Raw genomic sequence first — 12,455 nt, 5'->3', positions numbered from 1 at the left:
TTACTTCCTGCCGTAGCTCACAGACATCCCGGCGCGCACGTCGGACTGCACTTCATACGGCGGGATGGGGTAGCGCAAGCCATTGCGCGCCAGGGCTTCCAGGCCCTCGACCGCCTTGGCCAGATCGACCGGCTTGAGGGCCATCAGCAGTTCGTCGTCGGGCACGCCCCCATAGCGCCGCTCGGGAAAGCACGGCAGCGACAGGCTCGGCTCGCCCGTTGCCAGCGCACGGCCCCAGGAGTCGGCGCAGGCCGACTCGCCCACGGCGCCCCACTCGAGCTTGCGGTAGCCCTTCCACTGCAGGCCGTTGATCAGCAGGATCATCTGCGCGGGATTGGCATACACCAGACAGATGTCGGGGTTCAACCGGCCGCTGGCCAGCGGCGAAACCGCCATGGCCTTGTAGCGCCCATAGGGCACGCAGTGCATGGCCCGCTGATGCGCACCGGCATCCTCCTCGGTGGCGAACCACACCCCGGCGAAGGGCTTACCCGCCTTCCACTCCTCGTCCTGGGGTGCCAGGCCGATGACAGCGCCGCACTGAGGTCCGACCAGATCGGCGGCCGTGATGCCCACGGTGAACCCCAGGCGCGCCGCCTGCCCCATGATCTGGTCGGTGGTGTAGATGGCGCCGCCGGGCCGCCGGATCTTGGGCACGGCCTCCATATCCTCCACGCGCTCGAACATCTGGACGCCGATCGGCGTGGTTTTCAGCCGCAGCAGGCGAAACAGGTGCTCGGCCAGAACCGCGCCGTCGATCGCCGGGGCCGGAACAGTGGAAACGTCAGGCATGTCGAACCTCCGAAAGAAAAGCCTTCGCGCGGGCGGTGCGCGTCGCCGTGAAGAACTGCTCGGGCGTCGCATCCTCGATGATCTGGCCATCCGCCATGAAAACGATGCGATCGGCCACCTCGCGCGCAAAACCCATCTCATGCGTCACGCACAGCAGGGTCATCCCCTCGTGGGCCAGCTCGCGGATCACGGCCAGCACCTCGCCCACCATCTCCGGGTCCAGCGCGCTGGTCGGTTCGTCGAACAGGATGATGGGCGGCTGCATGGCCAGGGTGCGGGCAATGGCCACGCGCTGCTGCTGCCCGCCCGAGAGTTGATTGGGCGAGGCGTCGGCCTTCGAGGCCAGTCCCACACGCGTCAGCAGCGCCATCGCGCGCTCCCTGGCCTCGGGCTCCGAGAGCTTGAGCAGATGACGCGGCGCCAGGCAGATGTTGTCCATCACCGACAGGTGCGGGAACAGGTTGAAGCTCTGGAACACGAAGCCGACCCGCTGGCGCATCGCGTTCACGTCCTTGGCCGAGTGGCCGGTCTCGCGGCCCTCGATGAGAATGCTGCCGGCCTCGATCGTCTCCAGCCGGGTGATGGTGCGCAGCAGCGTCGACTTGCCCGAGCCCGAGGGGCCGCAGATAACGACCACCTCGCCCTGCAGGAAGTCGATGGAGACATCCTTCAGGACCAGGTTGTCGCCGAAGCGTTTGCTGACACCCCGGAACTCGATGGCTTTTGGTTTGTCGGAGATTGACATAACGTCGTCGATGGGGTTTCAAGCCTGAGACGTCGGGATCTCGTTCGCGGCGGCGCGGGCCACGCCCGCGAACCTCCGCTCCAGATGCCGCCCCAGGATGGTCAACGGATAGCACAGCACGAAATAGGCCATACCCAGCAGCGTGAAGATGGCAATGGCCTGGTTGCCCAGCATGTCGTTCAGGCTCATGAACTCCAGCGTCATCTCGTGCATGCCGATCACCGAACCAAGGGCGGTTTCCTTAATCAGCAGCACCAGCTGGCTGACGATGCTGGGCGTCATGTTGCGCAGCGACTGCGGCAGGATCACCCGCCGCAGCGCCTGTGCGTGCGACAGCCCCAGCGATCGCGCGGCCTCGTACTGGCCCTTGGGCAACGCCTCGATCCCGGCGCGGATGGCCTGCGACAGATAGGCACCGTTGAACAGGGTAAGGACCACCAGCACCACCAGCCACAGGGGCGCGCCCTTGATCATCAGCGGCAGCAGGAAATAGATCCACAGCAAGTGGATGATCAAGGGCACGCTGCGCATGTAGAACACGAACAGCTCCACCACGCGCATCAGCGGCCGCCACGGGCTGATGAGGCCGAGACACACGATCAGGCCAGCCGGCAACGCGAGCGCCAGGCCGGCGACGGCCAGGATCAGCGTCAGCGCCAGGCCGCCCAGCGGGCCATCGGGGTAATAGCCGATGGTCAGCTGCACCCAGTAGGTTTGCAGGATGTCCCACATCGCTCGTCACTTCCTCGGAAAGCGGCGCTGATACCACTGGCCAAGCCCCGTCAGCACGACGGCGACGAGCAGGAAAAAGACCGTGGTGAAGGCATAGACGCCCGCGCTCAGGAAGGATGCGTCCTGCACGGCCTGGGTAACGAAGGCCAGCTCGCCCACGCCGATCATCATGGCCACGGTGGTGTTCTTGGTGATCGTCATGGCCTGGCCCAACAGCGGCGGCACCGTGGCGCGCAAAGCCTGGGGCAGGATGACCAGCCGGAAGGTATCGAAGAAGCCGAAGCCCAGGGAATTGGCGGCTTCCGCCTGTCCGCGCGGAATGCCCCGGATGCCGCTGCGCAGGTCTTCCGAGATGAAGGCCGCCGAGTACAGGATCAGCGCGGCCAGCGCCGCGTAGAAGCCCACGTCGTGCTTGTACAGCGCGCGCCTGGTTTCATCGGGCAGCATCTCCGGCACCGCGAAGTACCAGAACATCAGGTGCACCAGCAGGGGGATCGTCCGCACCAGTTCCACGTAGACGGTGGCAGGTACCCGGATCCAGCGCGACGGCGCCAACCTGCAAAACGCCACCACCATGCCCAGCAGCAGCCCGCCGATCAGAGCCCCAGCCGTCAGAGCCAGGGTTGTCTCGATGCCCTTGAGCAGCATGTCCCGGTACTCCGGCCGGAACATCACGCCCCATTGGATGGATGTCAAGGCGTTCACGAGCCCCGCGCCTCCGTGAGCACAAGCCGATCAGGGCTGCTTGTAGGGCGCGAAGACGAACTCGCGCTTCATCTTCAGGTCGGAATCCTTGCCAAACCAGTGGTCGAATATCTGCGCCGCCTTGCCCGACTTTTCCAGGTCGGCGAGGGTCTCGTTCACGGCAGCCCGCACCCTCGCTTCGCCCTTACGCACGCCGATGCCGATCTGCTGGACGTCAACCGGCTGGTCGAGGATGCGCCACTGGTTGTGCTTGGTGCCGATCAATCCGAGAAGCGTGGTCTCGTCCCCAACCATGGACTCCACCTTGCCCTGCTCCAGGGCCAGAAAGGCGTTGGCCGGCGAAGGAAAAACCTTCAGATCGACACCCTTGGCCACCTTGGGCACCTTGACCTCGTGGTTGGAGCCGCTGATGCCCGACATGCGCTTGCCCGGAAGATCGGCAAAGCTCTTGATGGACGAGGACGCCGGAACCATGACCTTCACGGGAACGGAGAAATAGTTGTCGCTGAAATCGACCAGCTCGGCACGCTCCGGCGTGTGAGTGAGGTTGGCCAGCGCGATGTCGGTTCGGCCGGACTGCAAATCGGTGATGCGGGTGGCGCCCGTGATGAAAACCAGCTCCGGCTTGACGCCGATCCTGGCGGCCACGGCATCGCAGATGTCCACGTCATAGCCCACGAACTTGCGCGTCTTCGGATCTTCCACGAAGGAGAACGGCTTGTACTGCGAACCCACGCCGCACTTGAGCACGCCCGACGCCTTGATGTCGTCGAGCTGGTCGGCATGCGCCGCCGTGCCCGCCACGCCGAGCAGCACGGCCAGCGCGCCCAGATGTATCGCTCGAATCTTGGATTTCATGTTTGCCTCTTGAGTCGTTATGGAAAAGTTAAGTTGCCAGGCACCACCGCGTCAATCCCTGCAGGCCGAAAGACGCTCCAGCCCGGCGGCCAGATCGGCAATCAGGTCCTGAGGGTGCTCCAGGCCAACGTGCATGCGCAGGCAGACGTCGCCCGGGGCAACCGGGCTGCTTGCGCGATGGCCGCCCGGCTTCACGGGCACGATCAGGCTCTCGAAGCCGCCCCAGCTGAATCCCATCTTGAACAGAACCATGCCATCGAGCATGGCCGTCACGGCGGCTTCGGAAGCCGGCTTCAGCACCAGGCCGAACAAGCCGCTGGCGCCCTGGAAATCGCGCTTCCACAGTTCATGGCCGCGCGCGCCCGGCAGAGCGGGATACAGCACCTCGCGCACCGATGGCTGCTCGCTCAACCATCGGGCCACCTGCATCGCCCCTTCCTGGTGCTGCCGTAGCCGCACCGCCAAGGTACGCAGGCCGCGCAGGCCCAGAAACGCGTCGTCCGGGGACACCGTGAGGCCCAGGGCACCGTGAAAGGCTCGGACCTGCTGGTACAGATCCCGCGTGCGCGCCACGATCACGCCCATCAGTGCATCCGAATGGCCCACGACGTACTTGGTCAGCGAATGAATGGACAGATCCACCCCGTGCCTCAGCGCCTGGAAATTCAGCGCCGTCCCCCAGGTGTTGTCCATCAGAACCCTGGCGCCGGCGGCATGGGCTGCGGCGCAGATCGCCGGAATATCCTGCACCTCGAAAGTCCCCGAGCCCGGCGACTCGGTGTACACGACCGTGGTGTTCGGCTGAATCAGCGCGGCGATACCGGCGCCGATCAGGGGCGGGTAGTAGGTGGTGCTCACGCCCTGGCTCTTGAGCACCGCCTCACAGAAATTGCGCACCGGCGGGTAAACGCTGTCCACAACCAGGACGTGATCGCCGGGCTTCACGCTGGCCATCATGGCCGTGGTGATGGCCGACAGCCCGGAAGGCGTCAGCATCGAATTGGCGCCTCCCTCAAGTTCGGCGAGCGCGGCCTCGAGGGCACGGGTGGTGGGTGTTCCCCACCGGCCGTAGGCCCGATGTCCGCTCGAGTTCCTGAGTTGCTCCACGGAATCGAAAATCACGGTGGAGCCACGGTAGGGCGGGATGTTGACCAATCCACTGGACAGCCGGGCGTCACGCCCCACATGGGTCACGGACGTTTCGGGATGCATGGGGGAGGCGGTGGAGATGTCACTCATGGAACGCAAGCTGAATGAAATACACGGGCCATGGCTGGCGATGGGTGGGCCGGGTGTCGCGTGCACCAAGCAGAGGAGCCTCTCCGGCACGATCGAAGTCAGTATATTGATGCGCCATACATGCGCCAATAGCAAATCTTTCAATTCATTTTTTTATTGATGCAACAATCAAGCCATGGCCCCTGACGATCTGACCTTGATCTCGGTGTTTGTGCGAGTGGCCCGCTGCATGAGTTTTTCCGGCGCGGCGGCGGAATTGCAGGTGTCCCCGGGCACGGTCAGCCGGCAGATCGCCAGGCTGGAGAAAAAAATGGGCGTCCAACTCCTGGAGCGAAGCACCCGCAAGGTCGCCTTGACGGAGATCGGAAGCACCTTTTACGAATCCAGCAGCCACGTCCTGCAGCTGGCAGAGGAGTCCATTGCCCAGGTACAGGACCTCCAGTCCGAGCCGCGCGGAACGCTGCGCTTGACAGCCCCCATGCTGTTCAGCGTCAAGCACCTGGGCCCACTGATCTCGCGCTTTTCCGAGCGCTACCCGAACGTCGACGTCCGTCTCAAGACGTCCGACCAGTTGGAAAGCCTGTCCCAGGGCGACCTCGACATTGCCGTGCGGATCACCAACCACCTCGACGATGGCGTCATCGCCAAGCGGCTGACGAGCATCCACTGGGCCGTCTGCGCCAGTCCCAGGTACCTGGCCCGGCACCGGGCACCCAACACGCCAGCCGACCTCGCGGAACACGAGTGCTACCACTATCCAAGCGTCATCAAGCATGGGCGCTGGAGCTTCGCGCGGGGCGACTCGGTGTACAGCGTGCCCGTCCACGCCCGCTTTCATGTCAACAGCAGCCAGATCATTGCGGACCACGCACTCGCCGGCCTGGGCGTTGCCTTGCTGCCGACCTATCTCGTCGGCGAGCATCTCAAATCCGGCACGCTCAAGCCCCTGCTGCCGGACTATCTTCCCACCATCAACAGTGCGCTGTACGCCCTGTACCTGCCCAACCGGTACATGACGGCCAAGGTGCACTGCTTTCTCGAGATGCTCCAGGAAACCTTCGTCGACCCGCCCTACTGGGACATGCCGGCATCATCCGATCGGCAGGCAAAAGACTGAAGTACTCCGAATCTCGTCCCGACAAGCAACTCGAAAGAGGGCTTCACGCCCGCCCTGCTCGGCAAAGCCCCTTGCACCACCCACGCCCACACCACCGGGGGCCGAAATGGGCCTCGGGTCGACTCCGAACGCCTGCAGGATCGCGGTGCGCGACCATCATGTCCACCCGGCACGGAGCGCTCCGCCGTGACCATCGTCCGAGACCATTGGGACGCCGTGGTGCTACGACTTCAGCGCCGCCAGCGCGCCCTTCACGTCGGCCGCGCTGAGCACCTCGGAAAACACCACCGGCGCCTGCCCCGGCGCCAGCAGCACGTACACCGGCACGCCGCTGCGGCCCAGCCTTTGCAGCTCGGCGCTGATGACCGCATCGCGCCGCGTCCAGTCGGCGCGCAGGGTCTGCACGCGGGCGGCGTCCATGGCGGCCAGCACCTCGGCGCTGGCCAGCGTGGTCTTCTTGTTGTACTGGCAGGTCACGCACCAGGCGGCGGTGAAGTCGACGAACACCGGCCGGCCCTCGCCCAGCAGCGCCTGCACGCGCGCGGGCGACCAGGGCTGCCAGCGCTCCCCTGCCGCCGCGGCCTGGGCCGGCGCGGCGGCGGGATCGGCGGCTGAGTCGGCGCCGCGCAGCACGTTGGGGCCGATGGCCTGGGCCAGGAAGGCGGTGAAGGCCAGCGCCAGCGACGCGATCACCCAGCGCGCGCGCCCCGCCAGGCCCAGCGCCCACAGCAGCAGCGCCAGCGCCACCCACAGCGCCAGCAGCGCGCCCGCGCCGTCGATGCCGCTTTGCTGGCCCAGCACCCACAGCAGCCACACGGCGGTGCCGAACATGGGAAAGGCCATGAACTTCTTGAACACGTCCATCCACGCGCCGGGCCGCGGCAGCGCGCGCGCCACCGCCGGCAGCCAGCTGGCCGCCAGGTAGGGCAGCGCCATGCCCAGCCCCAGGGCGGCAAACAGCGCCAGCGCCTGCGCCGCCGGCAGCCCCACGGCCAGCCCCAGCGAGGCCCCCATGAAGGGCGCCGTGCAGGGCGAGGCCACGGCCACCGCCAGCACGCCCGACAGCCCGGCGTCGACCACCGGATGGCGCGCCTGCAGCGTGGCCACGCCGCTGGGCAGGAAGCGGCCGAACTCGAACACCCCCGCCAGGTTCAGCCCCAGCACGGCAAACAGCGTGCCCAGCAGCGCCACCACCAGCGGCGACTGCAGCTGAAAGCCCCAGCCCAGCTGCTCGCCGGCGGCGCGCAGCGCCAGCATCAGCGCACCCAGGGCGACGAAGGACAGCACCACGCCCGTGCTGTAGGCCAGGCCGCTGATGCGGTGCGCGCGCCGGTCGTCGCCATGGCGGGCAAAGCCCAGCACCTTGATGGCCAGCACCGGAAACACGCAGGGCATGAGGTTGAGCAGCATGCCGCCCACCAGCGCGCCCAGCAGCGCCCACGCGAAGGTGGCCACCGGCACGGCCGATGGCGCGCTGCGAGGCGCGGCCGGGGCGCCGCCCGGCACGCCGCGCGCGGCGTTGGCGGCCAGCGCGGCCTCCAGCGCGGGCGACACGCCGGCCGCCGGGGCCGGCGCGGGCCAGGTGCCGCCGACGGCGGCGTCGGCGCGCCAGCCCTGGCCGTTGTCGGCCACCAGCACCAGCGGCATCTGGGCGGGGCTGCCGGCGCGGTCGGGCGACAGGGGCACGTCGGCCGTCCACACCGCGCCGTCCCAGCGCTGCGTCCAGGTGCGCGGGCCGGGCGCGTCGCCCCGCGTGGCGGCGGTCAGCAGGATGTTGGGCGTCTCGGGAAACAGCTCCAGCGCCTGCCCGCGCACCGCATCCGGCAGGCCGGTGATGCGCACCTGCAGGCGCTCGCCGGCCACCTGCGCCTGCTGCGCGCCCGTCAATTCGGCAGGCTGGCTCTTCAGCGCCGCCTCGAAGGCGGGGCCGTCCAGCGCGGTGGAGCTGCGCAGCGGCAGGCGCAGCGCGAACTCGCCCTCCTGCGGAATGCACTCCTGGCGGCACACCAGCCAGCTGGCCTTCAGGCCGATGTCCATCGACTCGACCAGCGGGCCGGGCTTGTAGTCGGGCGTGACGATCAGCGGCACCGGCAGCAGCACGGTGCCCTCGTAGCCGTAGTTGGCCAGGTTGGCGATGGGGATTTTGCGGGGCAGCGGCCAGGCGATGTCGCCGGCCATCACGCCGGGCGGCAGCGTCCACTGCAGCTCGGTGGGCAGGCCCGAGTCGCCGGAGTTCTTCCAGTAGGTGTGCCAGCCCGGCTGGTGCGTGATCTGCAGGCCCACCCAGACCGTGCCCGGTGCGCCCGTGGCTGCGGCACCGGTGGGCACGCCCTGCGGCGCCCAGGCCAGCAGCCGGGCACGCACCTGCTCGGTGGAAACCTCGGATTTGGAGCCGATTTGAGCCCTGGCGCCCATGGGGAAAGCGCCAGCAGCTATCAAACATGCAGCAAAAGCAGTCAGGAGAAAAGTGCGCAGCGCGTTCATCGGAGGGTATTTTCGGCAATTCAATCAGAGCACGCCGCGCGCGCAAGGTTCCGGCCCGGCCGGCGGGGCTGCAAAGTTGGCCCAGCCATGTTAAGTTTGATGCTGCAAGCCAGGGCACGCCGCCGGCATGACCTGGCCCACAGACCAAGGAGCCCCAGGAGACCCAGCGCGATGCAACTGTCAGCCTCGTCCCCGTTCGATGCCACCCTCAACCACTGGGCCGAGCGCCTGCGCGCGCGGCTCGACGTGCCGGTGCTGGTGCGCTGGAAGGCCGGCACTGGCCTGAAGCTGGGCCGCTTCGACAGCCCGCGCGTGACGCTGGACGTGCGCGACGCCAAGGGCGCGGCGGCGCTGCTGTCCCCCTCGCTGGACAGCCTGGGCGAGGCCTACGTCGAAGGCCACCTGGACGTCACCGGCACGGTGCAGGACATCATCGACGTCGCGCATCGCCTGGCGACCGCGGGCGGCGGCGCCGACCCCGACAAGGCCGGCTGGATGGGCCGCATGGTGCGCCGGGTGGCCGATGCGCGGCACCACAGCAAGAACGAGGACCGCGCCGCCATCCACTACCACTACGACGTCTCCAACGCCTTCTACGCCCAGTGGCTGGACCCGGCCATGGTGTACTCGTGCGCCTACTTCGAGACCGGCACCGAGACGCTGGAGCAGGCGCAGCAGAAAAAGATCGACCACATCCTGGCCAAGCTGCGCGTGGAGCCCGGCCAGCGCCTGCTGGACATCGGCTGCGGCTGGGGCGCGCTGGTGCTGCGCGCGGCGCAGAAGTTCGGCGCGCGCTGCGTGGGGATCACGCTGTCGCAAAACCAGTTCGACCTGGCCTGCGAACGCGTGCGCGCCGCCGGCCTCGCGGACCGCGTCGAGATCCGGCTGCAGGACTACCGCGACGTCACCGAGACGTTCGACTGCATCACCAGCGTGGGCATGTGCGAGCACGTCGGGCTGAAGAACCTGGAGCCCTACTTCCAGATCATCCACGACCGCCTGGCGCCCGGCGGCTGGGCGCTGAACCACGGCATCACCTCCACCGACGCCGACAACGCCGAGACCAGCCACGGCGGCGGGCGCTTCATCGACCGCTACGTGTTCCCGCAGGGCGAGCTGCCGCACGTCAGCCTGGTGCTGTCGACCCTGCAGCGCGGCGGACTGGAGCCGGTGGACGCCGAAAGCCTGCGCCGCCACTACGCGCGCACCCTGCAGTGCTGGAGCGACAACTTCGAGGCCGGAGGCGAGCACTTGAAAAGCCTGGTGGACGAGAAGAAGTGGCGCATCTGGCGCATGTACCTGGTCGGCTGCCAGTGGGCCTTCGAGCACGACGAGATTTCGCTCTTCCAGGTGCTGTGCCGCCGCGCCGGCCAAAGCGCCACCACCTTGCCCTGGTCGCGCCGGTTCATGTACGGCGGCGCCTGAGCGCGGGGCGCACCCCTCCCGGGGCCAATGCGTCAGCCGTGCTTCTGGTACACGCGGCTCGTGCCGTCGCGCAGCACCAGCACGGTGTCGTAGCGGTCGCGCCGCCCGCCGTAGACCGCGCCGTCCATGCCGGGCGAGCCCACCGGCATGCCCGGCACCGCCAGGCCCAGCGCGTCGGGGCGCTCGCGCAGCAGGCGCCGCACCTCGGCCGCGCCCACGTGGCCCTCGATCACGTAGCCGCCCACCAGGGCCGTGTGGCAGGAGCCGTATTTCGTCGCCAGCCCCAACCGGGCGCGCACGGCGTTGTTGCCGCCGTCGTGCGCGGTCACGGCAAAGCCGTTTTGTTCCATGTGCGCGATCCAGTCGTGGCAGCAGCCGCAACTGGCGTCCTTCCAGACTTCGACCGCCGTGGCCTTGGGCGCGCGCTGCGCCCACAGGGGGCCGCCGGCCACGGCGGCCACGCCGGCGGCGGCCCAGCGCAGGGCATGGCGGCGCGATGAGGGGGACGCGGGCAGAGTCATATCGGTCTGGTTCATGGGGGAGTTCGATTCGCCGGTGGCGCAAAGTTCAATCGATCAGCCCCAGCACCACGCGCCGCGTCATGGCACTCTTCTTTTCGATCTTGGTCACCACCACGGTACCGATCTCGGCGGTGTTGGCCACGTGGGTGCCGCCGCAGGGCTGCAGGTCGATCAGGGGCCCCGCGCCCGCGGGCGCGCCGATGCGGATGGTGCGCACCGTGCCGCTGCCGCGCGGCGGCTGCACGCTCATGCTCTTGACCAGCTCGGGGTGCGCGTCCAGCTCGGCGTCCGTCACCGCGCCCACCACCACCGGCAGGCCGGCGGCCACCAGGCGCGCCAGGCCGGCCGTGAGCTGCTCCCTGTCCAGCGGCTCGCTCATGTGAAAGTCGATGCGCGCATGCTCGGGCGTGATCGAGCAGCCGTTGACCGGCACCGGCACCAGGTGGCACAGCAGGTGCGAGGCGGTGTGAAAGCGCATCAGCCGCCGGCGGCGCGGCATGTCGATGCGGGCCGTGACGGTGTCGCCAACATTCAATTTTGATAGCGCATCCGGCTGATCGGGCGCCGGCCAATGCACGATTCGACCCGTAATCCGGCCTTCGGCATCCTTTTCCTTGCGGGTGTCGGCGATGGCGATGCGCGTGCCGTCCGCGGTCTGCAGCCAACCCGCGTCGCCCGCCTGCCCGCCGCCCAGCGGGTAGAACACGGTGCGGTCCAGCACCACGCCGGCCTCGCCCACGGCCAGCACCCGGGCGGCGCAGTGTTCGAGTGTTGCGTTTTGGCGAAAGAGTTCCTCGGTCATGACGGCCATGGTAGCAAGCGATGCATCGGATTTGTGAGTGTGCGTAAGATGGCGATCATGTCTGCTCTGCCTCCCCGAACCCGCCAGTGGTCGGACCTGACGACCACCGACTTCGCCTCGCTGGACCTGAACCGGACCATCGCGGTGCTGCCGCTGGGCGCCACCGAGCAGCACGGGCCCCACCTGCCGCTGTCGGTGGACGCCAACCTGGCGCACAGCATGGTGCAGGCGGCCACGCCCCACCTGCCGCCCGACCTGCCGGTGCTGTTCTTGCCGGTGCAGCGCGTCGGCTACAGCCCCGAGCACGCGGCCTTTGCCGGCACGCTGAGCCTGAAGGCCGAGACCGTGATCCACCTGTGGACCGACATCGCCGAGAGCGTGCTGGCCAGCGGCGTGCGCAAGCTGGTGCTGTTCAACACCCACGGCGGCAACACGGGCCTGATGGACGTGGTGGCGCGCGACTGGCGCAACCGCCTGGGCATGCTGGTGTACAGCACCAGCTGGTTCAACCTGCCCCTGCTGGAGGCCGACGGCAAGGACGCCATGGAGCGCTTTCCGGCGGCCGAGCAGCGCTTTGGCGTGCACGGCGGCCAGGTCGAGACCTCGATGATGCTGGCGCTCAAGCCGCGGCTGGTGCGCCAGTCCCGGTTCAAGAGCTTCGCGTCCACCTCCGAGCAGCGCGCACGCGACTACCCCACGCTGGGCAATGGCCGCAGCGCCAAGCTGGCCTGGGCCGCGCAGGACCTCAACCCCGAGGGCGCCGCCGGCAACGCCGCCGCCGCCGACCTGGAGGACGGCCTGGCCCTGATCGACGCCGCCGGCCGCGCGCTGGCCACCCTGCTGCGCGAGGTCGATCGCCTGCCGGCCAACACGCTGCGGCCGGTCTGACGGCAGCAGCCGTCGGCAAGCTGTCCCCCGCGCCCCGGGCAGCGCTCCGCACCGCGCCGGGCTGACTAGGGCCTGTTCACGCCATGAAAGGGGTCGCGAAGCTCATGACAGCCCGCCCATCAAGGCGCGCGCCGCCGTGCGTGCGTT

The 12,455-nt window shown here is 68.3% G+C and carries 13 protein-coding genes; 4 read left to right on the top strand and 9 right to left on the bottom strand.

Going from position 1 to position 12,455, the window contains the following annotated elements; translation table 11 throughout:
• From H6927_17780 to metC, 6 genes are all read right to left on the bottom strand, one after another.
• Positions 1 to 792 carry a DUF169 domain-containing protein gene (locus tag H6927_17780; protein ID MCP5219934.1) on the bottom strand — a complete coding sequence of 264 codons (792 nt, stop codon included), beginning with the start codon at positions 790 to 792 and terminating at the stop codon, positions 1 to 3.
• Complete coding sequence (locus H6927_17775; protein MCP5219933.1) at positions 785 to 1,537, bottom strand: amino acid ABC transporter ATP-binding protein; 753 nt, start codon at positions 1,535 to 1,537, stop codon at positions 785 to 787. The genes H6927_17780 and H6927_17775 overlap by 8 nt, the downstream gene beginning before the upstream one ends.
• A gap of 18 nt (positions 1,538 to 1,555) precedes the next feature.
• Positions 1,556 to 2,269 carry an amino acid ABC transporter permease gene (locus H6927_17770; protein ID MCP5219932.1) on the bottom strand — a complete coding sequence of 238 codons (714 nt, stop codon included), beginning with the start codon at positions 2,267 to 2,269 and terminating at the stop codon, positions 1,556 to 1,558.
• Positions 2,270 to 2,275: 6 nt separating this feature from the next.
• A complete protein-coding gene (locus tag H6927_17765; protein ID MCP5219931.1) occupies positions 2,276 to 2,917 on the bottom strand; it encodes an amino acid ABC transporter permease in 642 nt (213 codons plus the stop codon).
• 87 nt (positions 2,918 to 3,004) lie between these two features.
• Positions 3,005 to 3,832, bottom strand: a complete 828-nt coding sequence (locus H6927_17760; protein ID MCP5219930.1) for a transporter substrate-binding domain-containing protein — start codon at positions 3,830 to 3,832, stop codon at positions 3,005 to 3,007.
• Between the two features lie 51 nt (positions 3,833 to 3,883).
• On the bottom strand, positions 3,884 to 5,071 hold the full coding sequence (metC, locus tag H6927_17755; GenBank protein MCP5219929.1) for a cystathionine beta-lyase: 1,188 nt from the start codon (positions 5,069 to 5,071) through the stop codon (positions 3,884 to 3,886).
• On the opposite strand from metC, the gene H6927_17750 reads away from it, so the two are divergent.
• Both H6927_17750 and H6927_17745 read left to right on the top strand, forming a co-directional pair.
• Positions 5,070 to 5,231, top strand: coding sequence for a hypothetical protein (locus H6927_17750; GenBank protein ID MCP5219928.1), 162 nt, complete (start codon positions 5,070 to 5,072; stop codon positions 5,229 to 5,231). The genes metC and H6927_17750 overlap by 2 nt on opposite strands.
• 15 nt (positions 5,232 to 5,246) lie before the next feature.
• Entirely contained in the window at positions 5,247 to 6,188 is a 942-nt protein-coding gene (locus H6927_17745; GenBank protein MCP5219927.1) for a LysR family transcriptional regulator, read from the top strand.
• A 222-nt stretch (positions 6,189 to 6,410) separates the two neighbouring features.
• Here H6927_17745 and H6927_17740 read toward each other — a convergent pair whose 3' ends face one another.
• Positions 6,411 to 8,603: a thioredoxin family protein gene (locus H6927_17740; GenBank protein MCP5219926.1), complete on the bottom strand. Its 2,193-nt coding sequence runs from the start codon at positions 8,601 to 8,603 to the stop codon at positions 6,411 to 6,413.
• Positions 8,604 to 8,843: 240 nt separating this feature from the next.
• Between H6927_17740 and H6927_17735 the strand changes: the two genes are divergently transcribed.
• Positions 8,844 to 10,097, top strand: a complete 1,254-nt coding sequence (locus H6927_17735) for a class I SAM-dependent methyltransferase (GenBank protein MCP5219925.1) — start codon at positions 8,844 to 8,846, stop codon at positions 10,095 to 10,097.
• Between the two features lie 32 nt (positions 10,098 to 10,129).
• Here H6927_17735 and H6927_17730 read toward each other — a convergent pair whose 3' ends face one another.
• Positions 10,130 to 10,618, bottom strand: coding sequence for a DUF411 domain-containing protein (locus tag H6927_17730; GenBank protein ID MCP5219924.1), 489 nt, complete (start codon positions 10,616 to 10,618; stop codon positions 10,130 to 10,132).
• A gap of 46 nt (positions 10,619 to 10,664) precedes the next feature.
• Complete coding sequence (locus H6927_17725; GenBank protein MCP5219923.1) at positions 10,665 to 11,420, bottom strand: alanyl-tRNA editing protein; 756 nt, start codon at positions 11,418 to 11,420, stop codon at positions 10,665 to 10,667.
• A gap of 57 nt (positions 11,421 to 11,477) precedes the next feature.
• Between H6927_17725 and H6927_17720 the strand changes: the two genes are divergently transcribed.
• Positions 11,478 to 12,308, top strand: coding sequence for a creatininase family protein (locus tag H6927_17720; protein MCP5219922.1), 831 nt, complete (start codon positions 11,478 to 11,480; stop codon positions 12,306 to 12,308).
• Positions 12,309 to 12,455: the final 147 nt, after the last annotated feature.

It is taken from the genome of Burkholderiaceae bacterium, from assembly GCA_024235995.1.
Taxonomy (GTDB): Bacteria; Pseudomonadota; Gammaproteobacteria; order Burkholderiales; family Burkholderiaceae_C; genus Ottowia.
Note: the sequence above shows the minus strand (reverse complement) of the source record. Positions and strands in the feature narration are given on the sequence as shown.

Excerpts from the sequence above, each read along its gene's own strand:
- H6927_17745 (MCP5219927.1), top strand. The coding sequence starts at position 5,247 with ATGGCCCCTGACGATCTGACCTTGATCTCGGTGTTTGTGCGAGTGGCC.
- H6927_17765 (MCP5219931.1), bottom strand. The coding sequence starts at position 2,917 with ATGCTGCTCAAGGGCATCGAGACAACCCTGGCTCTGACGGCTGGGGCT.
- H6927_17760 (MCP5219930.1), bottom strand. The coding sequence starts at position 3,832 with ATGAAATCCAAGATTCGAGCGATACATCTGGGCGCGCTGGCCGTGCTG.
- H6927_17730 (MCP5219924.1), bottom strand. The coding sequence starts at position 10,618 with ATGACTCTGCCCGCGTCCCCCTCATCGCGCCGCCATGCCCTGCGCTGG.
- H6927_17750 (MCP5219928.1), top strand. The coding sequence starts at position 5,070 with ATGGAACGCAAGCTGAATGAAATACACGGGCCATGGCTGGCGATGGGT.
- metC (MCP5219929.1), bottom strand. The coding sequence starts at position 5,071 with ATGAGTGACATCTCCACCGCCTCCCCCATGCATCCCGAAACGTCCGTG.
- H6927_17740 (MCP5219926.1), bottom strand. The coding sequence starts at position 8,603 with ATGGGCGCCAGGGCTCAAATCGGCTCCAAATCCGAGGTTTCCACCGAG.
- H6927_17725 (MCP5219923.1), bottom strand. The coding sequence starts at position 11,420 with ATGACCGAGGAACTCTTTCGCCAAAACGCAACACTCGAACACTGCGCC.
- H6927_17735 (MCP5219925.1), top strand. The coding sequence starts at position 8,844 with ATGCAACTGTCAGCCTCGTCCCCGTTCGATGCCACCCTCAACCACTGG.
- H6927_17720 (MCP5219922.1), top strand. The coding sequence starts at position 11,478 with ATGTCTGCTCTGCCTCCCCGAACCCGCCAGTGGTCGGACCTGACGACC.
- H6927_17780 (MCP5219934.1), bottom strand. The coding sequence starts at position 792 with ATGCCTGACGTTTCCACTGTTCCGGCCCCGGCGATCGACGGCGCGGTT.
- H6927_17775 (MCP5219933.1), bottom strand. The coding sequence starts at position 1,537 with ATGTCAATCTCCGACAAACCAAAAGCCATCGAGTTCCGGGGTGTCAGC.
- H6927_17770 (MCP5219932.1), bottom strand. The coding sequence starts at position 2,269 with ATGTGGGACATCCTGCAAACCTACTGGGTGCAGCTGACCATCGGCTAT.